Here is a 20,589-nt window from a genome sequence, read left to right on the forward strand (position 1 = left end):
GAGAGGTACAAAAACATGCCAAGTCTACGTTTTTCGAAACGAACGACGATAGCGATGCCCATCGCGCTCGCCTGCGCTTTAGCCGCAGTAACTTCCAAAGCCTCGGCCGCGCATAGCAACGATAGAGAAGATGAAAGAGGCTGCTCGAATCAAACTCTTCACGGCGATTACGGCCTCACGATCGAAGGCCTTCTCAATATTCCCGGCAACGGCATTGAGGTCCGCGGAGTCGTCCTTCAAAGCTATGACGGCAACGGTCATATAACCCAGCTCGATCACGTTGTTATTGGCGGTAACGTGCCTCCCGAAGCCTGGAGACCTGGCAGCGGCACCTACACCGTCAACGCAGACTGCACAGGAAAAGCAACGATCACCATCCCCTCAAGTCCCGCTCCTCCTCTGGTGGTCTATTTCGTAGTAGTCCAACACGGCAACGAGATTCACCAGGTCGTGGAGGGCAACGCAGCCATCGCGACAGGCAAAAGAGTCAGATAACGTCTCGGTCACCAGTGTTTCTTGAAGAGGGGACAAACCACCGCTTCGCATCCAGGTCTTGACTGGCCTGCTATCATTAACTTAGGGAAACAAAGTCGAAGCCCGGCCATTCCAGGCCGGGCTTCCGTACTTAACGAACCATAGGACGTCAAACCCTAAAGTATCAAGATGGAATACTTTGCACACCTTAGGGCACGAGGGGGAGTACCAGCAATGCACCACGCCGCAAGCAACAGACTGACGCACCGAAGTTTGCTCCATAGCATACTCCCCACCGCGCCGTCCTACATATTTTTAGCCCTCCTGCTCACCTCCGGCTTCTCCCACGCCCAACTCCCCGCAGGCACCATCGACACCACCGCCCCCCCCCAAAACAGCCCCCCAAGATCCCCTCCGCACCCAGGCCAACGAAGCCCTCGACAAGCAGGACTACCCCACCGCCCTCAAACTCCTCACCACCCTCGCCGCAAAAAATCCCACCGACGCCCACCTCCTCTACGATCTGGCCTTCACCCAGGACGCGCTCGACCAAACCGCCGAGGCCGAAGCCACCTACCGTCGCGCAATCACCGCCGACCCAACCTACTTCGACCCCCACCTAGCCCTCGGCCTCCTCCTGGCCCGCACCGGCAGGCTCACCGACGCCCACGCCGAGCTCCTCAAAGCCACCACCCTCACCACCGACAATCAGCCACTCAAAGCCCGCGCCTACCGCGCCCTCGCCCGCGTCGATCAGCCCACCAACCCCGCCGCAGCCAGCGATGACCTCCTCTCCGCCCTCAAGATCTCCCCTGAGACCGCCGAGGATATCCTCCTCTCCGGAGAGTTAGCCGAAGCGTCAGGAGACACCACCGCCGCAGAGCTGGCCTATCGCCGCCTCCTCGCCGTCGACCCGCAAAACCACGACGCCACCGCCGCCCTCACCCACCTCCTCCTGCACCAGCAACAGCCCGACAAGGCCGAAGCTCTCCTCACAGCAGCCCTCGCCAACGACCCCGACAACCCAACCCTCAACGCCCAGCTAGCCAGCCTCTACGAGCAACAAGGCAAAACTACCCAGGCTATCCCCATTGCGATCAAGCTCCACGCCGCCCATCCCAACGACGCCGCCCTCACCCGCCTGCTTGCCCGGCTCTACAGCCACAACCAGCAGTACGATGAGGCTGCCCCCCTCTACGCCGCCCTCATCGCCCAATCTCCGCAAGACCCCACCCTCCTCGACGATGCCGCCGACGTCCAGATTCACCTCAAAAACTTCGCCTCCGCCGAGTCCCTCCTCAAGCGCGCCATTGCCCGGCCGGAAGCCTTTCCAAACAAAAACGATCTCGCCCAGGCCGCCAGCCACCTTGCCTTCGCCGCCTCCGCAAACAACGACCCCACTACCACCTTGCAAGCGATAGATATTCGTGATAAAGTGCTGCCACAGTCACCGTCGTCTCTGTTCCTCTCGGCAACTGCGCATGACAAGCTGCACCACACCAAACAGGCGACCGACCTGTACAAACAGTTCCTCTCCGTGGCAAACGGCCAATTTCCGGATGAGGAGTGGGAGGCCCGCCACCGCCTTCTCACCCTCGAACACACGAAGTAGGCAAGCGCTCCCTTAGAGGTGCGTATGAGACTGATAAGTCATCCCGCCGCTCTTCTTCTCCTGCCGTTGCTCCTCTTCACCCCCACATCTGCCCGCGCCGCTGCAGCGAACGAAAATCTTCCAGACGCGCAAGGTCTTATCCAGCTCCAACTCAAAGCCCAGCAGGCAGGCCCACGCGACCAATGCTTCCTCTACGCCGAGCTCGTCCACGTCATGACCGAAATGGCCGGCAAGGAGATGCTAGATGGGGATGTCGATCAGGCCAGCGCCACCCTCAAGCAGGTCAACGCCTACGCCCAGCTCATCCATATGGATCTCGCCAGCAACACCAAGCGCCTCAAAAACGCTGAACAGCTCATGCACCACACCACCTACCGCCTCAGCGAATATCTCCATAAGGCCTCCAGCGAAGATCGAGACACTCTGAACGCCACCCTCAAACAACTCGACCAGGTACACGACGAGCTACTCGCTCAAGTCTTCAAACACTAGGAACCAATGCCCCGTAGGCTCTTGCTCGCACTCCTGGCACTTACTCTTGCTCTGCCTCTCTATGCGCAGCGCACCGACAGCGCACTCTCCGAAGGCGAAATCGAGCAGTTACGCGAAGCAGCCTACCTCCCCAACGACCGCCTTCTCATCTTCATCAAGCTCCTCGACACGCGCGACAGGAAGATACAGGACCTCTACGCCCATCCCCGCAAACCCGGACGCGAACAAGACACTCACGACCTCCTCGAAGAGTTCACCTCCATCTCCGACGAGCTCAATGACAACCTTGACGACTACGGCCCCCGCCACTACGACATCCGCAAAGCCCTTCCCAAGCTCCTCGACGCTACCGAACGCTGGTCTTCCGACCTGAAGTCCCCGCCAGACAACGACGCCTACAACGTCTCCCGCAGGCTCGCCCTCGAAGCCGTCCGCGACCTCCACGAGCAGGCAGCTCAGCTCATTGAAGAGCAAAAAACATGGTTCCTCGCCCACCCGCCTCCAAAAGAAGACAAGAATGCCCCTCTAGGCATGCCACGTCAAGAAAATCAGCATTCTTGACTGGCGCCGCAACCATCTCAGGTATTGCTGATCTGTCGACACCACTCAAGAAATACCGTGTGCGTCACACGATATTTCTGGCATAATTCACTCGCTTTCTTGTCCCCACATTCAGCGTTTCAAATAAGTTGAAGACCCTGGGAGCAAGGACCGGGCCCATGCTGGAAATATCCCCTTTCGCATCGGAGCCCTATGAGCAATATCAACGGCAAAGTTTACGCAATGAACGTCGTTACTCCGATGAAGCCGTGGAAGACGTGGCTGCTTCGAGCCCTGTTCTTCCTCCTCTGGAACATCAAACCTCTACAAAAGGACCTTATCAATCTCTCCTTCATCGAATTCGCTCGATGGGTCATCATCCCGCGTAACCGTTTTCCGTTCCTCAATCACGGACAAGCAAAAGAAGACCTGCAGTACGACTACCTCCTCTTCTTCAGCAACTTCAACGGAACCTGGAACCAGTACATCGACGCCTTCTCCTCCGTCCTCAGTCGTGGATTGAACCTCATCTGGCGCTGGAGCGAAAAATTCCCGGGCTCTGTACCTGTCACGCCGTTCAAGGAGTACATCGCGCAGGTGCAGTTCGACACGGACTACTACTACACCGCCTACCCCTACGCCACGGCAAACGATCTGAAGGCAGCGCACATCGTCCAATCCTCTCTTGATGAACTAGCCCAGCAGGCAAATACCTCCGATCCAAAACAGTTCGCAGATGCCTACCTGCACTTCGTACTTCAAGTGCAGTCGCATCTCGGCAACACCGGCGAAGCTCCCCTCGTCTCTTAAAACAAAAAGGAAGCCATGCCCAACCAGAACGGCAAAGTTTACGGACTCACGATCCTTTCGCCGATCATCGACGATGAACAAGCCGTGCCCTCTCACGACCTGCAGATCCGAAACTATCTCGCCAAGCTCCCCACAGACCAGAACAGCCCCTTCGCCCTCGCACCCGCCACGCATCTTACCCGCCTCGTCGTCATGGACGATGTTATCTACGTCGGCATGCCCTCGTGCGAAGAGCACCTCAAATCCAAGTACCTCGTCTGGGAGTCGAACTGCGACGGCGACCTAAACACCTACCTCACCGGCCTCGCCACCGCCATCCCCCAACACCTCGATGCCATCTGGAGTCACTGCATCGGCTATCCCGGCACAGCAAATCTACAAGCCTTCATCGACTACATGAAGGCATGCCAGCTTGAAACAACTTTTTTCTTCGCAGCAGTCAACGACAAGTCAGTTCCCGAAACTCTTCGCGCACTCCAAACCCAGCGAGCCGTCGCCGACTTTGTCGCAGATCACCAGGGCATGGACCCCGCGAGGATTCAGTCCGAATTCAAGCAATTCCTAATAGACCTCAATGCCAAGCCCACGCCACAGGCTGGTGCCATGACTCCATACCGCGACATCAAGACGGGCGGACGCAATGAGTAAGCTCAACGAAACCGACATCCAGGGATTTGTCCTGCGGGGCTACAACATGCCCTTCGCGCGATACCTCTTCCTGCACTTCGACGATGCAGCTCGCGCGGCAGCACTCGTTCACAGACTGATGCGCGAGGTCACTACAGGTCAACGCTGGGACACCGGCAAACCCCAAAACACAGTCAACATCGCATTCACCCATCGCGGACTGGCAGCCCTCAACCTTCCCGACGCCACACTTCTCAGCTTTCCGGTTGAGTTTCAGCAAGGCATGAAGAAACGTGCCGAGATCCTCGGCGACACCGGTCGCAACGCTCCCGATCAATGGGATGAGCTCTGGCGCGAAGGTCAGGTACACGCGTGGCTCGGCGTAAACGCGTCCACACCAGAGGCATTGAACGCCCGTTGTGCCGACATGGTGGCCATCATGCGCGAGACCAACGGAGCAATCCTCCTCGCTGCGCAGGACGCCGCCGCGCTCGTCGTCAACGGCGTTCCAACAACCAAAGAACACTTCGGCTACACCGACGGCTTCGGCAACCCCGACTACTTAGGTGTCGAGCGCAGCAGTCAACCCGGCCAGGGCAAACTGATGCCCGACGGCACCTGGGCGCCCCTCGCAACAGGAGAGCTCCTGTTAGGCTACGCCGATGAAGCCGGCGAACTTCCCGTCGCTCCTGTACCTCACATCCTCGCCAGCAACGGCACCTTCATGGTCTACCGCAAGCTGCACCAGAACCTCGCCACCTTCCGCACCTACTTAGACGAGCACGCGCTACTCTATACTGGCGGCAAGGAAAAACTCGCATCGAAATTCATAGGCCGCTGGCGAGACGGAACTCCCGTCGAGCTCTCGCCCGACGATCAAGATCCATCAATCACGCAAGACCCGAACCGCAGCACCAACTTCACCTACTCAGCCGATCCCGAAGGCACTCGCTGCCCCGTCGGCGCGCACGTCCGCCGAGTCAATCCACGCGATGCCTTTGGCTTCGACGGAAAACTCATCAATCGCCGCCGCATCACACGCCGCGGTCTCCCCTACGGACCATCAGTCTCCGAAGACGAGCCCGCCTCTGACGCGGACGATCGTGGCGTCATCTTCATCGCTCTCAACGCAAACATCTCGCGCCAGTTCGAGTTCGTACAGCAGCAGTGGATCAACTACGGCAACGACGCTCGCCTCGGCAACGAAAAGGACATGCTGCTAGGCAATCACGCCACCGGCCAGGGCAGGTTCGTCGTTCAAGGAGACACTACCCCCACCAACCCACCCTTCATCTGCGGCAACCTGCCAAACTTCGTCGAGCTACGCGGCGGAGACTACTTCTTTCTCCCCAGCATCACCGCATTGGGAATGATAGGCATGGGACTAGTCGATCCCCGTTAGAACTCATTACATCGAATCCACGAAGCCGTAGGCCAAGTATCAAGCGAAGTTCACCCTCGCAGTCATATTCGCAACATCACACGTCTCTTATAAAATCGTTCTTAGACAAAGTTTCTTGTACTAAGGACGAGCCCTGACCACACCGAAGCATCCCGGCCCCTCACCTCTGCGCAAATTCCTGCAGATCTTTTCGCCGTCCTCGTCGCCCACTCTCTTCGACCACATCGCGCCTCCCCCAGAAGTCGCCGTCCGCGCTCTCCCCCCACGCAAGCCGCGCACAGCAAAACCAAAATTAGCCGCTGCTTCCAAATCTCTCATCGCCATCTTCGAAGAGCAGTACCGCGAGCTCCGTCCTCGCGCGCCCATCCCTCCACTCGACATCCGCTTCCGCCGCTTCACCTCACTCAACACCACGATCCGCCTGCGCGAAGGCCGACTCCACGTCCGCCTCTCCGACCTGCTCGAGGCCGCTCCCGACTCCATCCATCACGCTATCGCCCACATCCTCCTAGCCAAGCTCTACAGGAAGCCGATCGCCCCAACCCACGCCGACCGCTACCGCCGCCACGTCTCCTCCGAAGCCATCTCTCGCCAGGCCGAACACATCCGGCAAACCCGCGGCCGCAAGCGCCTCTCAACTCCCAGCGGCCATCACTACGATCTCAACGAAGTCTTCGAGTCCCTCAACGCCCGCTTCTTCCACGGTCTCCTCGGTCGCCCCACCCTCACCTGGAGCGCCCACCACGCCCGCCGCATGCTCGGCCACTACGACGCAGCGCACAACACCATCGTCGTCTCCCGCGTCTTCGACCGCCCCGACACCCCTCGTTGCGCCATCGAGTATCTCCTCTACCACGAGATGCTCCACCTCAAGCACCCTGTCCGCGTCAAAGCTGGCCGCCGCTGCGTCCACTCCCGCGAGTTCCAGGCCGAAGAGCGCCTCTTCCCTGAACTCGAGGCCGCCAAAGCCTACCTCAAGCGCCTCTAAATCCTTCCGCTTCAATCCGCTCTAACAAATTTTTCACGGCGAATGGTCGTGCGCCGTGCTACGATTCCGCTACCAAAAGAGGCAGCGCCGCCGCAACGGCTGAAGTACACGCTCGTAGATCCAGCGCTGGCGTTTCCTGATAATCCGTAATGAGTTCGGGCCCTGTCTCCCAATCATCTCCGTCAGACGAAATTCAATCAGAGAAAGAACAGGTAGCCACAATGAATCTTTCGAAACGTGCAGCAGCGGAGTTCTTCGGCACCTTCTGGCTTGTCTTTGGCGGTTGCGGCAGCGCCGTCCTCGCAGCGGCCTTCCCATCCTCCATTCCCGGAGTCAACTTCAACATCGGCTTCGTCGGAGTCGCCCTCGCCTTCGGCCTCACTGTCCTCACGATGGCCTTCGCCATCGGCCACGTCTCGGGCTGCCACCTCAACCCCGCTGTCTCTATCGGCCTCGTCACCGCCAAACGCTTCCCCGTCTCCGAGCTTCCTGCCTACATCATCGCGCAGGTCCTCGGAGCCATCGCCGCCTCAGGCGTCCTCTACATCATCGCCAGCGGCAAACCAGGCTTCTCGCTCGCCGGCGGCTTTGCCTCAAACGGCTACGCAGACCACTCTCCCGGCGGCTACTCGCTCCTCGCATGCTTCGTGGCCGAAGTGCTCCTCACCGCATTCTTCCTTCTCGTCATCCTCGGCTCCACCGACGAGCGCGCCCCCAAAGGCTTCGCACCCATCGCCATCGGTCTCTGCCTCACGCTGATCCACCTCATCAGCATCCCGGTCACAAACACCTCAGTCAACCCCGCCCGCAGCACCGGTCCCGCCATCTTCGTCGGCGGATGGGCGCTCAGCCAACTCTGGCTCTTCTGGGTCGCGCCGATCCTCGGCGCAATCCTGGGCGGCCTCATCTCAACTGCATTCTTCTCCGCGCCACAACCACCTATCCGCGAAGAGATGGCACGCGATGGACGCTAGATAATCTTCGTCGGTACCCCGTTGGTCGGAATCACCATTCACGGCTAACGGGAGTACCCAGCGAAGCGATATACAAGTCACGAAGTGACCGCGCGAATCGGGGTAGCCACAAACAGGTCTTCGTTTGTGGAGTGGCAAGCGCAGTGGGCCCGTCCGGCAAGACACTTCTTTTACGAACTCACCTCAACCACCGGCGACGCAACCACCGTACCCCGTCGCGTCACCACCATCACGATCAACCCCACAACAACCGAGCCTAACGCCGCCACCTGGGCATTGCTCATCCCCCAGTAAAGCCGCGGATTCAGCCGCACGAACTCCACCAGAAACCGCCCCAGCCCACTCAAAACCAGATAAACCCCAGTCAACCATCCAATGGGCCTTGCCTTCCGTCCCAAACGCCACAAGAACCAGCCCAGCACCAGAGCAAACAAAAACTCATAGACAGGCGTCGGCTGCACCATCGCATCCAGCGGAGCGTCCGGAACCAGTGCCCGCACCGGCACCAACGCATCCGCACGCAGATGCACCCCCCAGGGCAGCGTCGTCACCTTGCCATAATCGCCGTCACCAGAAGTCAGGCACCCAATCCGCCCCACCCCATACCCAATCGCCGCCGCCGGAGCCGCAAGATCAAGCATCCGCACCGCAGCCTTCCAACCCGTCAGGCCATCAGGCTTCGCCTCCCTGCCCTGCCACATCAACATCGCGATCCCGGCCAGCATGCCGCCAAACCACGCAAATCCCGCCTGAAACCAGTGCAGAAAACCCATCACCACCGCAAACGGCCGATGCCACCCCGGAGCAATAATCTGCCGATACGCCGCATACAGATCAGCCGTATTCTGCAGTTCGTGCCACGCCTTCGCGCCCAGCACGCCTGCGATCACAACAAGCGCGACCACACTCAGCGCATCCGCATCCACACCGTTGCGAACAAAATTTTTGTACAGCACCACCGTTGCCACAACCGCAGCCAGCCACAATAACAACCCAAACGTACCCAGGTGTACCGGGCCAATATCAATATAGGGAAACATAATCCTCGCTCAATTAAGTATAGCGGCGTTTCCCTTTCATCCTCTATTCGCGCTAGGCTACCCTTATGCCATCTAGCACGCCCCTCGCAAGCACGCCCGTCTTCCCCCCTGCCGCAACCATGGAGATTCTCTTCACCAAACAGCAGATCGCCGATCGCACCCGCGAAATCGGCGCGCAGATCTCTGCCGACTACAAGGGTCAGTCCATCGTCCTCATCGGAGTCCTCAAGGGTGCAGCCATCTTCCTCGCCGACCTCGCCCGCGCCATTCAGGTCGACAACACCTTCGACTTCGTCGCCGTCTCCAGCTACGGCCGCGCCCGCGTCTCCTCCGGCGCCGTCAAGCTCATCAAAGACATCGACAACCCCATCGAAGGCAAACACGTCATCATCGTCGAAGACATCCTCGACACCGGCCTCACCCTCAGCTATCTCCGCGGCCTCATGCTGCAACACAAACCCGCCTCACTGAAAATCGCCACCTGCCTCGACAAACCCGAGCGCCGCCTCGTCCCCATCGAAGCCGACTACATAGCCTTCAAAATCCCCAACCAGTTCGTCATCGGCTACGGCATGGACTACGCCGAGCGCTACCGCGGCGTTGAAGACATCCGCATCTTCCCCGCCGAAGTCGCCGGCCACTAATCACGACCCGACGTTGGAGCTACCGAGGAGCTACCGATTCGCGAGCCGTCTCTGCAACCTAATCTGACGCAGCCGGATCCTCCCCCCGCCTTTTGGCTCCTCGTTGTCCTCATTGGAGTGGCCGCTGGCATCGCCTCCGGCCTCCTCATGCGTCTGCTTCGCTTCGTCGAACACGTAACCTACAACGCAAACGCTGGCAGCTTTCTCGCCGACGTCCTGCAGTCCTCCCCCAACCGCCGCATCTTCGCCATGGCGCTCGCGGGTCTGCTGACCAGCTGCGTTCTCGCCTTCCTGCACCGGCATCGCACTTCGCAACCTCCCAACAGCGACGCGAATAAGCACGCTCCAAATCTCATTCACGCACTCCTATCCATCATCACCGTCGGCATGGGTGCTCCCCTTGGTCGCGAAGCAGCATTAAAAGAAACCGCAGCTTTTATCGCCACACGCTTTGCTTCGACGATGCGCCTCACCCCCGCCCACCGACAGCTCCTCATAGCCTGCGGAGCCGGTGCCGGTATGGCCGCGGCCTACAACGTCCCCTTCGGCGGAGCCATCTTTGCCGTCGAAGTCCTCATCGGCACCATCTCGCTTCAAAGTGTCACTGCTGCCCTGGTGACCTCCTGCATCGCCACCGCCACCTCATGGCTCTTCCTTCCTAATCTCCCAACATACACAGTTCCCACATTTCACCTCACCGCTTCAATCCTGTGCTTCTCCGTTCTCGCCGCTCCCCTCTTCGGCATCGCCTCTGCTGGCTTTGTCTCCGGTGTCGCATGGGCCAGTCGCAAGCACCCCCAAGGATGGTGGATGTGGATCGCACCCATCCTTGTCCTCACCAGCGTAGGCATCGCGTCCACTGCCTTCCCGGAGCTCTTAGGCAACGGCAAAGATGCCATCCAAAGCACCTTTCTCAGCCAGGACTCAGTCCGCAGCCTCTGCTTTCTCCTTCTCCTCCGGCCCATCGCCACAATTGCCAGCTTTCGCAGCGGAGCCGCAGGTGGCCTCTTCACTCCCACCATGAGCCTCGGAGCCATCCTCGGCTCTCTGCTCGGCTCTCTCTGGCTCCGCCTGCCCATCCCAGCCCTGCGCGACCAGGTCTCCGCAATGCCCACCTCCATCTTCTCCATCATCGGCTCAGGAGCCGTTCTGGCAGCCGGAACACAGGCACCCATCTCCTCGCTCATCTTCCTCCTTGAGCTCACTCACCGACTCGACGCCCTCACCCTCCCCTTGCTCCTCGCCATGACAGGTGCCCTCCTCACCCACCGCTTTTTCCAGACGGGATCCATCTACTCCGTTCGAGACTAAGCCACCCCAAAAATATTTAAAAAGTACGGAATAAATCCGCTATCCGACAGTTATCGAGGGAAAGCCATATTCCAACGATCAGCTAAGGAGAGCCACCTTGCACACGACCATCACGCAGCTTGCTGTCGCCTTTACCTTTCTCGTCACCTCAGCGTCTGTATATGCAGAAGACCTGCAAAAACACATCCTTGAGTGCGAGACCAAAATGTGGAAGGCTTTTGTAGGGCCCAAAGTCGACATTGAAGAATTTCAGCGGCGGCTCGCCTGGGGCTACCTTTCTATTGATAGCGCTGGAGTGCTCTACTCCGGACAGGAAAATCTTCCGTATCTCCAAAGCCTGGCGGTCTCGTCCTTTACCATCGAAGATCCGAACGTCCGCGAGCTCTCCCCAACGTCAGCCGTCATCGTCTCCCACGTCAAGTGGGACGGAACACGCGACGGCCACCAGGTCTCCGCCGATATTCTCAGCTCCACCGTATGGATAAAACGCGACGGCAAATGGCGAGCCCAGCTTCACACCGAAACCGCATCGCACGCTGCAAAGTAAAACCCAAACGCCGCTCAGCAGCCGCCAAGCGGCGAGCTATTTCACTGGAGTCTCATCTCCAACTGAGATCACGAGAACGTGCGCCCCTTCGCTTCCTGTCGACGATAGCGACAGCTTCTCGTGCGCCTGCACCACCATCACATCTCCCAGCTTAAGTTCCGTCCGCTTTTCCCCATCGCTCACGAAAACATCTGAAAAGGCGACCACAACAGCCGATGTGGACGGCCGCTGCACCTCGCACGGAGTCGCATCCACACAAACGATTCTGCGAATCGTAAGGTGAGGAACCTCAAACTCTGTCATTGAGATATCGTGCGACACTTCAGCCGGAGCCGTCCCCCGAAACTCAAGCTCAGGATCATCCACACGAAACCCCGGCAGCTCCACACGAAGATAGTCCGACGGCAGATCACTCAGATTCTCCACCGAGTGCCGCTCCCTCTTTCCCGCACTCACCCGATACGCACCTTTGTGAGTAGGAGGACGCACAATCGCCGTCATCTTCTCGTCGTAGTGCGTCAGTCGTACCGGGCCAGAGTCGTTCAAATAGACATACACAGTCGGAACTTCAGGATGATTATGTACCGGCACCTTCTCATGCGGTCCATAGTGAACCCGAATGACCTTTACAAAACTATCCGTCAACACCGTCTTGTAGTTCTGGGGAAGGTCATCTGTCTTCTGCTGCCCCCAGCAAAGCAACGAACCAAAAAAGATCGCCACCACCAACGCTGTCTCTCTCAACAGGCCCCCCTCTGTCGATATTGAAACACGCCTCAAGCAAACATCCCACGCGATCTACTTCGCAAACTCGCCAGCCAACAACTCATAACTCCGCAGCCGCTTCGCCTGCTCCCAGACAATCGTATTCACGATCAACTCCCCAATCCCCAACTCACCAGCCATCTGTTCGAGTCGCTCGCGCACCAGCGCAGGTGTCCCCACAAAATATCGCGGCCACTCACCCTCCTCCATAGGCATGTCACCCAACAGCCGAAGCTCTCGCACCGCATCCTCCGGCGAAGCCACCGGCCTGCGATCTCCCTGCCGAATCCTTCGCTGCAACAGCTGCACACTCGAAGCCAGAAACTCTGCCTCTTCCTGCGTCTCCGCACAGATCACACCCACAGCAACCGTAGCCTCCGCCTCATTCCGGAAGATGCTCGGAGTAAAACTCCGCCGATAAGTCTCAATCGCAGCTCTTGTGTTCACCGGGCTGAAAAAGTGTGCAAACGAGTAAGGCAGACCAAACTCCACCGCCGCCGCAGAACTCCACATGCTCGACCCCAGCATCCACACATCCGGCCCACCCGGCATCTCCGGCGAAACCCGAATGCCCGCAAACGGATGCCCCTCCGGAAACCGATGTCCCAGAAACGCCAGCAGCTCACTCACCTGATCCGGAAAATCATCCAGCATCCTGGTCTTGCGTTCTCGCTTCAACGCCAGCGCCTCGATCGGCCCACCTCCCGGCGCGCGGCCAATCCCAAGGTCCACCCTGTCAGGATAGAGCGCATGCAGCATCCGAAAACACTCCGCCACCTTCAGCGACGTGTAGTGCGGCAGCATAATCCCACCCGACCCAATCCGAATCCGTTTCGTCTCCGCCCCAATCCGCGCCAGCATCACCTCAGGCGCAGTACACGCGAGAGTGTCCATCGCATGATGCTCCGACATCCAAAACCGGTTATACCCAAGCCCGTCCACCAGCTTCGCCAGCTCAATCGAGTTCGCTAAAGCCTGCCCAGGCGTACTTGACGCCGGTATAGGAGACTGATCCAACACAGAAAGCCTAAGTCCATTTTTTATCTTCGCTATGCTCACCCTCTTTTGATGTTGAAGAGCTGAAATCGAATCAAGCCTGATTCCTTTATTCGCTTTTTATTCGCTACAATCCAGGCATCTCACAATTCAACACGCTCCATCACGCTCAACGCATGAATGTCCAACAAAAACTAGAGATCCTCGCCGACGCCGCCAAATACGATGCCTCCTGCGCCTCCTCCGGAGCGAAGCGCAAGGGCAATGGCGAGGGTATCGGCCACTCCGACGGCATGGGCATATGCCACAGCTACACGCCCGATGGCCGCTGCGTCTCCCTGCTCAAAATTCTTCTTACGAACTTCTGCACGTACGACTGTGTCTTCTGCGTCAATCGCATCTCCTCCGACATCCAGCGTGCGCGCTTCACCCCCGCCGAAGTCATCAATCTCACACTCGACTTCTACAAGCGCAACTACATCGAAGGCCTCTTCCTCTCATCCGGCATCATCCAGTCGCCCGACTACACGATGGAAGAGCTCATCCAGGTCGCCAAAACTCTCCGCACAACCCACAAGTTCGGAGGCTACATCCACCTGAAGGCGATTCCCGGCGCGAGCGAACTTCTTATCAAAGAAGCTGGCCTCTATGCCGACCGCCTCAGTGCCAACATCGAGCTTCCAACCCAGCAGGATCTCGTCCAGCTCGCCCCGGAAAAGAAATCCACCATCATCGAATCGACAATGAATCAGATCCTCACTCGCAAAGAGGAGGCCGATGAAGACCGTCGCAAATCTCCTCAGGCTCCAAAGTTCGCCTCTGCCGGCCAATCCACCCAGATGGTCGTCGGTGCCACGCTAGCGAGCGACCGCGACATCCTCACAACGGCAACGCATCTCTATGGCCAGTACAAACTCCGCCGCATCTACTACACCGGCTTCAGCCCCTACCCTGCCGCCGACGCACGCCTTCCGCTAAAAGCTACGCCAATGATGCGCGAGCACCGCCTCTATCAATCCGATTGGCTCATGCGCTTCTACGGCTTCACCGCCTCTGAACTCACGACTCCCGATTCTCCAGATCTCTCCCTTACCGAAGATCCCAAAACCACATGGGCAAAGACTCATCCTGAGTTCTTCCCTATCGACGTCAACGCCGCGCCGCGCGAAGCCCTGCTGCGAGTCCCAGGCATCGGCTACCGCAACGTCGAGCGCATCCTCAGCATTCGCAAGTATCATCAGCTACTTCTGGATGACCTGCGCAAGCTTCACGTCCGCATCAAAAATGCGCTGCCGTACCTGATCACAGTCGATCATCTGCCAAACCAGCCGACTGTAGCGCACGAATCGCAGCAGAGCACGCAACTCGATCTCTTCGCACCCGTCAGTGCACTTACAGGCTCAGTCTGATGAAGCGCATCTCTCTTGAACCCGACTTCAACACCTGGCGTGATGCAGCACGCGAAGCCTTACGCCTCGGCTATCGTCCCGAAGAGATCGACCTGCAGGACGCAACCGTACCGAACACACTCGACCTTGCACTCGAAACATCGGACGCCCCAACAGGTGATCCAATCCTCGCTCCGCACACCTCAAAAGCATTCCTCGAATCTGCAAAGTTCGCCGCCGTCCATCGCGACCCTCAACGCTGGAACCTGCTCTACCGGATCCTGTACCGGCTTCAAGCGAATCGCAATCTCCTCAAAATATCGGTTGATCCTGACATCTCGGAGCTGGAGCGCCTTGAATCGCAGGTGCGCCGCGACCTGCACAAGATGCACGCCTTCGTCCGCTTCCGCATGGTGCTCGAACCCGGCGACCCCAACGCGCGTCCAATCGTAGTCGACGAATCGCTCCCCACCGAATCAGAACCGCACCATCTCGTTCTCGCCACTCCCACTCCATTTGGCCTCAGCCGCACGGAGCTGCCGCACTGCGACCCAGATCCAAACGCAACACCGACTCCCTCACAGCCTGACACATGCGAGCACTTCATCGCCTGGTACCAGCCGGATCACCGCATTCTGCCACTCGCCGCACCCTTCTTCGCCGAACGCTTCAGCATCATGCGCTGGACCATCCTGACGCCGGATGCCTCGGTCTCATGGAACCCAACCACCAAAGAGCTGACCTTCGCTCCTGGTCTGCCACGCGAGTCTGCGCCCGCCGAAGACGAGCTCGAAGATCTCTGGCGCTCCTACTACGCAAGCATCTACAACCCCGCCCGCCTGAACCCTGACGCCATGCGCAGCGAGATGCCCGTCCGCTACTGGAAGAACCTGCCCGAAGTCAGCCTGCTTCCGGAACTTATCACCAAATCTCAAAGTCGAGTCTCCGCCATGGTCACACGCCAGCAACAACAACCGTCAGCGCAACCCTTCGTTCCCGCAGAGCACAACCTCACCGCAATCCGCACTGCACTTCCTTCATGCGAAGGCTGCGACCTCTACAAACACGCGACGCAGGTCGTTCCCGGCAAAGGCGCCGGCCATGCGAAGCTTATCCTCATCGGCGAACAACCGGGCGACCAGGAAGATCTACAGGGTGAACCCTTCGTTGGTCCGGCAGGCAGAATCCTCGACCGCGTGATGAATGAGCTCGACATCGACCGCTCGAAGATCTACCTGACCAACGCGGTCAAACACTTCAAGTTCGTACAACGCGGCAAGCTCCGCCTTCACCAGAACCCGCGCATGTCGGAGATCAGCGCCTGCCGCCCGTGGTTGCTCGCAGAACTGGATGCCGTCCACCCTCAGGTCATCCTCTGCCTGGGAGCTTCTGCTTCGAAGTCGTTATTAGGCGGCACGTTCGCTTTAATGAAGGACCACGGAAAGATTTTGGAAACCCCGTACGCCAAACAGGTTGTAGCCACGATCCATCCCAGCGCGGTTCTCCGTGCTCGCGACAAGGAGTCCGGGGAACAGCTCTACAACTTCCTCCGCGACGACATGGCCATGGCGTGGCGTGCGGCACAAAAGCCAGTCTTAACCCCGGTATGATAGAAAGTAACCCGGCGCGGATACCTCCCCCCGTCGAAGGAGCACTCAGTTGAACACGTTGTCTATCACCGATCCCACCCCGAACGGCCCAGAGCACTTCGACGCCGCTGCCTTCGCCGCCCATACTCTCTCCTCACCACAAAATCTCGCCGCCGTCCTCGACCACACCCTCCTGAAGCCTGACGCGACCCGCAACCAGGTGCTTCAGCTCTGCCATGAGGCCGCCGAGCACCGCTTCGCCTGCGCCATGATCAACCCCACATGGGTTCCCCTCGCCGCTGCAGCACTTGCCGGCACCGGAATCCCTGTCGGCGTAGTTATCGGCTTCCCCCTCGGAGCCACACTCTCCGTCTCCAAACGCGAGGAGACCGCCCACATGCTCCAGCACGGCGCCCACGACATCGACATGGTCCTCAACGTCGGCCTGCTGAAATCCGGTCAATCCACCGACTATGAGGCCATCCGTCAGGACATCCACGGTGTCGTCGAGATCGCCCACGCCTCGGGCGCAATCGTCAAAGTCATCCTCGAAACCTGCCTCCTCACCTTCGAAGAAAAACTACGCGCCGCCGAACTGGCCCTCTCCGCTGGAGCCGATTTCCTCAAGACCAGCACCGGCTTCTCAACCGGAGGAGCCACCGCAGACGACATCACCCTTCTCCGAGGCATCGCCGGCCACCACGCAGGCGTAAAAGCCTCCGGAGGCATCCGATCCCTCGCCGACGCCACCACCATGCTCCACGCCGGTGCCTCCCGTATCGGAGCGAGCGCCAGCGTAAAGATCGTCAATGAACTGGCTGGCCATACTACGGAGCCAGCATCTGTAGCGCCAGGCTACTAGAGCCCCGCAACCCAAATCTGTCAAGCCCCCAATGCCTCTATCATGCTGATAAATAGAGACATCCACCTGACACATTAGATCTGCTGGCTCCGGTATAATGGTTCTAGTGAATGGCCCCGAGCAGTCGGGGCCGTTTCTTTTACGGGCAGTCTCTAAGTCGTTTCAAATCACATTTTACCTATAACTACCCTGGAATGACATATTTACACGCAGCACTTTCAGCAAATAGCTGAAACAAAGCAGCTTACACATACCAACCCCGGGGGCACCCCATCTCAGGATCTGAGGTGATGTCCCAACACACCTGGGCCTGGATCCCGGATTCCAGCACCTGATTCCAAGTCTCTATTCCCTGATCCCTGACTAACCAGATACTCCCCAAACCCAACCCCACCCGGGTAATATCAACGCAAAGCCGAATGCCTCCGCCGAACAAACCGAGCAGCACTCCACCAACCGGCCCCGAAACGCCAACGCCCGAACATCCCTTCGAAGGCGACTACCGCCCCACCGCACCCCAACTCTTCCACCCTCACGCCGCCGACCCCAAAATTCGCGTCGAACCCCTCCAGGTCGACTTCCTCCACAACCTCGCCGACGCCCTCAACACCACCCTCGACCTCAACACCCTCATGCACCGGGTCGCAGACCTCGTCCGAGCGGTAATCGACTACAAAATCTTCGCCATCCTCCTCGTCAATGAGCGCGCAGGCGACCTCCGCATGCGCTTCCAGATCGGCCACACCACCGAGGTCGAGCGCATGCGTATCAAGCTCGGCCGCGGCGTCTCTGGCTCGGCAGCGCTACAACGCAAATCGCTCCTCATCGACGACGTCACGCAACACGAAAACTACATCGATGCGAACCCGAACGTCCGCTCCGAACTCGCCGTCCCTCTCGTCGTCAAGAACAAGGTCATCGGCGTCCTCGACCTGCAGTCTGAGACTTGCGCGTACTTCACCCACGAGAACCAGCGTCTCCTCGAACTCGTCGCCTCACGCATGGCAGTCGCCATCGAAAACGCCCGTCTCTACACGCGCGTCTCACGCCAGGCCCAGACACTTGCCGTCCTCAACGACATCTCGCGTGAGATCACCAGCATCCTCGATCCCGATGACCTTCTCGAACGCATTGGCCAGCTTCTCAAGCGCGTCATCGACTTCCACATGTTCACCATCCTCCTGTGGAACAACAGCACCCAGCTCTTCGAGCATCGTTTCTCCTCCCGTTTCGGCGAACGCGTGACCCGAGAGCGCACCATAGCCCTCGGTGAAGGCCTCGTCGGTACCGCAGCGCAGATCCGCGAGCCCATCCTCGCCGCCGACGTGCGCAAAGATCCCCGTTACGTCGAAGCCAACCCCGAAGTGCGCTCGGAGCTGGCTATCCCGCTCGTCTACAAGGGCGAAGTCATCGGCGTCCTCGACCTCGAACACACCCGCGTCAACTACTACAACGAGGACCACCAGCGCACTCTCTCCACCCTCGCCTCACAGGTCGCCATCAGCATCGCCAACGCCAAACTCTACCAGCGCATTCACGAGGAAGAGCAGCGCATGGAGCGTGACCTCGACATGGCCCGCCAGGTCCAGCTTCGCCTCATGCCCTCCCGCCCGCCAACGCTCGAGCGAGCCGAGATCGCAGCCCAGTTCGTAGCTGCCCGCTCCATCGGGGGCGACGTATACGACTACCTCGACTACGGCAACGGCCGCATCGCCCTCGCTGTAGGAGACGTCAGCGGCAAGGCCGCGCCAGCCGCGCTCTACGCAGCCCTCGTCAGCGGAATCCTCCGCTCTCTCGCCCCGCAGCACCTCTCACCCGCCGCCATGCTCGTAGCGCTCAACGACCAACTCCAGGAGCGCAAGCTCGACTCACAGTACGTGACCATGCTCCTCGCCGTCTGGGACGATAGCAACCAGACCCTCCAGATCGCAAATGCAGGCTCCGTTCAGCCTCTTTTCGTAGCCGCCAGCACCGATCCCTCCAAGCCGCCGAGCGTCCGCACCATCAAAGCCGAAGGCTTCCCCCTCGGCCTCTTCCCCAATGCCGAGTACGAAGAGTTCACCCTATCCACGCGCCCCGGAGACCTCATCGTCTTCTTCTCCGACGGTATCGTCGACGCCGTCAACGCTACCGGCGACATGTTCGGAGATGAACGCCTCACCCATCTCCTCGAGTCTCAAAATCACCCCACTGCCAAATCGACGGTCGACACCATTCTGCAAGCCGTGACCGACTTCCAATCCGGCACCGACCACTTCGATGATGAAACCATCGTGGTTCTTCGCGCACTGTAAATCGAATCAGCCGCTAGTTAGCAGTCTTTACAGGCACCTGCTTGAAGCCAGCCGGAATCACAAAATTCGCCTCGTTCACTGTCCGCGAAAAACTAGTGATCTGCGTATTTGTCTCCATCAACACGCTCGATGTTGGCTGCGCCGACCCTGTTGCTGCATTAGCATTCGCATCCGCTGGAGGAGGATCAGCCTTCTTCTTATGCCCAAATCCTCCAAGTCCAAATGGAAGCGAGCTCGCAATCGCCGATGAAGCGGACTGCTGAGCCACTTCTCCCGCGCTAGGCATCGGTGGGCTTGCATCGGACGGCGGCAATGGAGCCTCCGAAGCAGCCGGAAGAGGCTTACCATCCGTCGTCATTCCCATCCGCATCACTTGCAGAACCGGCGTCCCTTTCAGCTTGGACATCTCCTCAGCCATGTCCGCCATGCCCTGTCCTGCTCCGCGATACTGCGCCAACATCGCAGGACTGATCGCACTGCTGAAGACAGTCCCCATCTTCAGCGCAAACTTCCGGTAGAACTCCTTAACTTCGTCATACCCGGGAATCTCCTTCGCCAGCCACATATCGTTCGTGATCGCCATCGATCCAGTCTGTCCAGAGCTCTTGTCGGTCGCATCCATATTCATCGTAAGGATCGACTCGTCCGTGCTCAGGCCAGAGACGTCCTTCGACTGCCCGGTATTTTTCACGTGCACCTGAAACTTGATGTCCGTCGTAGACGGCTGATCCGAGCTTGCGCCCCCACTCTTCTGCTGTTGAGCCTTCGCTCTTTCCGCCGCAGCCTCCATCTGCTGCTTCAACTGCGCAAAGGTGGTCACCGTGTACTGGTGTTTCAGCGTGTCGATATCCGTAATTGTCTCCGCGTCGAGGTCGATGATCTCAGTACGGTCCGGGCTGACTCGCGACATGCGATTACCTTGAATGGAGATCGTCGAAACAACCGGCTCTCCAATCTGGCGCGCCTGTTTGCTGAAAGCCCCAGCCATCTTCATCATGCCCAGCATGGAACCGCCAGTGACCTGAGTCGTCTCCGAATACGAGAAGTCAGCGTGTAATGACGCAGAAGGTGCCACCAATACGCCGAGCGCTACCGCCGCAAGAATCTTCATTCGTGTGTCTCCTGTGTCCTGAAATTTATCTTTCGGGGCCCATGGATCACAACAAAGAAATCAACGGCGAACGGCAGCCATCAAAGTTGAACTCACGAAGTCTAACAGACCAGAATTCAACCA

The 20,589-nt window shown here is 58.9% G+C and carries 20 protein-coding genes and 1 pseudogene; 16 read left to right on the forward strand and 5 right to left on the reverse strand.

Features of this window, described 5'->3' with window-relative positions:
* The first annotated feature begins 15 nt into the window (after window positions 1–15).
* The 8 genes and pseudogenes from RBB82_RS00530 to RBB82_RS00565 all read left to right on the forward strand — a co-directional run bounded on the left by RBB82_RS00530 (window position 16) and on the right by RBB82_RS00565 (window position 5,957).
* Window positions 16–495: a hypothetical protein gene (locus tag RBB82_RS00530; protein WP_433973171.1), complete on the forward strand. Its 480-nt coding sequence runs from the start codon at window positions 16–18 to the stop codon at window positions 493–495.
* 457 nt (window positions 496–952) lie between these two features.
* Window positions 953–1,729: pseudogene (locus RBB82_RS00535) on the forward strand (tetratricopeptide repeat protein); the annotation flags it as partial.
* 180 nt (window positions 1,730–1,909) lie between these two features.
* Complete coding sequence (locus tag RBB82_RS00540; RefSeq protein WP_433973172.1) at window positions 1,910–2,086, forward strand: hypothetical protein; 177 nt, start codon at window positions 1,910–1,912, stop codon at window positions 2,084–2,086.
* Window positions 2,087–2,110: 24 nt separating this feature from the next.
* Window positions 2,111–2,578 (forward strand): hypothetical protein, encoded by a 468-nt coding sequence (locus RBB82_RS00545; protein ID WP_433973173.1) that lies wholly within the window; start codon window positions 2,111–2,113, stop codon window positions 2,576–2,578.
* Window positions 2,579–2,584: 6 nt separating this feature from the next.
* Window positions 2,585–3,139 carry a hypothetical protein gene (locus tag RBB82_RS00550; protein WP_433973174.1) on the forward strand — a complete coding sequence of 185 codons (555 nt, stop codon included), beginning with the start codon at window positions 2,585–2,587 and terminating at the stop codon, window positions 3,137–3,139.
* 192 nt (window positions 3,140–3,331) lie between these two features.
* On the forward strand, window positions 3,332–3,928 hold the full coding sequence (locus tag RBB82_RS00555; RefSeq protein ID WP_433973175.1) for a hypothetical protein: 597 nt from the start codon (window positions 3,332–3,334) through the stop codon (window positions 3,926–3,928).
* A gap of 15 nt (window positions 3,929–3,943) precedes the next feature.
* Window positions 3,944–4,576 carry a hypothetical protein gene (locus RBB82_RS00560; RefSeq protein WP_433973176.1) on the forward strand — a complete coding sequence of 211 codons (633 nt, stop codon included), beginning with the start codon at window positions 3,944–3,946 and terminating at the stop codon, window positions 4,574–4,576.
* Window positions 4,569–5,957: a Dyp-type peroxidase gene (locus RBB82_RS00565; protein ID WP_433973177.1), complete on the forward strand. Its 1,389-nt coding sequence runs from the start codon at window positions 4,569–4,571 to the stop codon at window positions 5,955–5,957. Before RBB82_RS00560 ends, RBB82_RS00565 begins: the two co-directional genes overlap by 8 nt.
* Before the next feature lie 634 nt (window positions 5,958–6,591).
* On the opposite strand, the gene RBB82_RS00570 is transcribed toward RBB82_RS00565, so the two are convergent.
* Complete coding sequence (locus RBB82_RS00570; protein WP_433973178.1) at window positions 6,592–6,960, reverse strand: hypothetical protein; 369 nt, start codon at window positions 6,958–6,960, stop codon at window positions 6,592–6,594.
* A 206-nt stretch (window positions 6,961–7,166) separates the two neighbouring features.
* Between RBB82_RS00570 and aqpZ the strand changes: the two genes are divergently transcribed.
* The gene (gene aqpZ, locus RBB82_RS00575) at window positions 7,167–7,919 is read left to right on the forward strand and encodes an aquaporin Z (protein WP_433973179.1); all 753 of its coding nucleotides are present in this window, start codon (window positions 7,167–7,169) and stop codon (window positions 7,917–7,919) included.
* Between the two features lie 170 nt (window positions 7,920–8,089).
* Here the strand turns inward: aqpZ and RBB82_RS00580 are convergent, their stop codons facing one another.
* Window positions 8,090–8,959 (reverse strand): prolipoprotein diacylglyceryl transferase, encoded by an 870-nt coding sequence (locus RBB82_RS00580; RefSeq protein WP_433973180.1) that lies wholly within the window; start codon window positions 8,957–8,959, stop codon window positions 8,090–8,092.
* Between the two features lie 65 nt (window positions 8,960–9,024).
* On the opposite strand from RBB82_RS00580, the gene hpt reads away from it, so the two are divergent.
* The 3 genes from hpt (at window position 9,025) to RBB82_RS00595 (ending at window position 11,461) form a co-directional block, all read left to right on the forward strand.
* The gene (gene hpt, locus RBB82_RS00585) at window positions 9,025–9,603 is read left to right on the forward strand and encodes a hypoxanthine phosphoribosyltransferase (protein WP_433973181.1); all 579 of its coding nucleotides are present in this window, start codon (window positions 9,025–9,027) and stop codon (window positions 9,601–9,603) included.
* Window positions 9,604–9,720: 117 nt separating this feature from the next.
* A complete protein-coding gene (locus RBB82_RS00590) occupies window positions 9,721–10,914 on the forward strand; it encodes a chloride channel protein (RefSeq protein WP_433973182.1) in 1,194 nt (397 codons plus the stop codon).
* Window positions 10,915–11,011: 97 nt separating this feature from the next.
* Entirely contained in the window at window positions 11,012–11,461 is a 450-nt protein-coding gene (locus RBB82_RS00595) for a nuclear transport factor 2 family protein (protein WP_433973183.1), read from the forward strand.
* A gap of 36 nt (window positions 11,462–11,497) precedes the next feature.
* Here the strand turns inward: RBB82_RS00595 and RBB82_RS00600 are convergent, their stop codons facing one another.
* Both RBB82_RS00600 and RBB82_RS00605 read right to left on the reverse strand, forming a co-directional pair.
* Window positions 11,498–12,205: a hypothetical protein gene (locus RBB82_RS00600; protein WP_433973184.1), complete on the reverse strand. Its 708-nt coding sequence runs from the start codon at window positions 12,203–12,205 to the stop codon at window positions 11,498–11,500.
* A gap of 54 nt (window positions 12,206–12,259) precedes the next feature.
* Window positions 12,260–13,246 carry an LLM class flavin-dependent oxidoreductase gene (locus tag RBB82_RS00605; protein WP_433973185.1) on the reverse strand — a complete coding sequence of 329 codons (987 nt, stop codon included), beginning with the start codon at window positions 13,244–13,246 and terminating at the stop codon, window positions 12,260–12,262.
* A 152-nt stretch (window positions 13,247–13,398) separates the two neighbouring features.
* Between RBB82_RS00605 and RBB82_RS00610 the strand changes: the two genes are divergently transcribed.
* The 4 genes from RBB82_RS00610 (at window position 13,399) to RBB82_RS00625 (ending at window position 19,355) form a co-directional block, all read left to right on the forward strand.
* Window positions 13,399–14,631 (forward strand): putative DNA modification/repair radical SAM protein, encoded by a 1,233-nt coding sequence (locus RBB82_RS00610; protein WP_433973186.1) that lies wholly within the window; start codon window positions 13,399–13,401, stop codon window positions 14,629–14,631.
* Entirely contained in the window at window positions 14,631–16,220 is a 1,590-nt protein-coding gene (locus tag RBB82_RS00615) for a UdgX family uracil-DNA binding protein (RefSeq protein WP_433973187.1), read from the forward strand. The genes RBB82_RS00610 and RBB82_RS00615 overlap by 1 nt, the downstream gene beginning before the upstream one ends.
* Window positions 16,221–16,269: 49 nt before the next feature.
* Window positions 16,270–17,061, forward strand: a complete 792-nt coding sequence (deoC, locus tag RBB82_RS00620; protein WP_433973188.1) for a deoxyribose-phosphate aldolase — start codon at window positions 16,270–16,272, stop codon at window positions 17,059–17,061.
* Between the two features lie 419 nt (window positions 17,062–17,480).
* Entirely contained in the window at window positions 17,481–19,355 is a 1,875-nt protein-coding gene (locus tag RBB82_RS00625; RefSeq protein ID WP_433973189.1) for a SpoIIE family protein phosphatase, read from the forward strand.
* A 13-nt stretch (window positions 19,356–19,368) separates the two neighbouring features.
* Here the strand turns inward: RBB82_RS00625 and RBB82_RS00630 are convergent, their stop codons facing one another.
* Window positions 19,369–20,466, reverse strand: coding sequence for a hypothetical protein (locus RBB82_RS00630; protein ID WP_433973191.1), 1,098 nt, complete (start codon window positions 20,464–20,466; stop codon window positions 19,369–19,371).
* Window positions 20,467–20,589 lie beyond the last annotated feature (123 nt).

It is taken from the genome of Tunturiibacter lichenicola (assembly GCF_051013355.1).
Taxonomy (GTDB): Bacteria; Acidobacteriota; Terriglobia; order Terriglobales; family Acidobacteriaceae; genus Edaphobacter; species Edaphobacter lichenicola_F.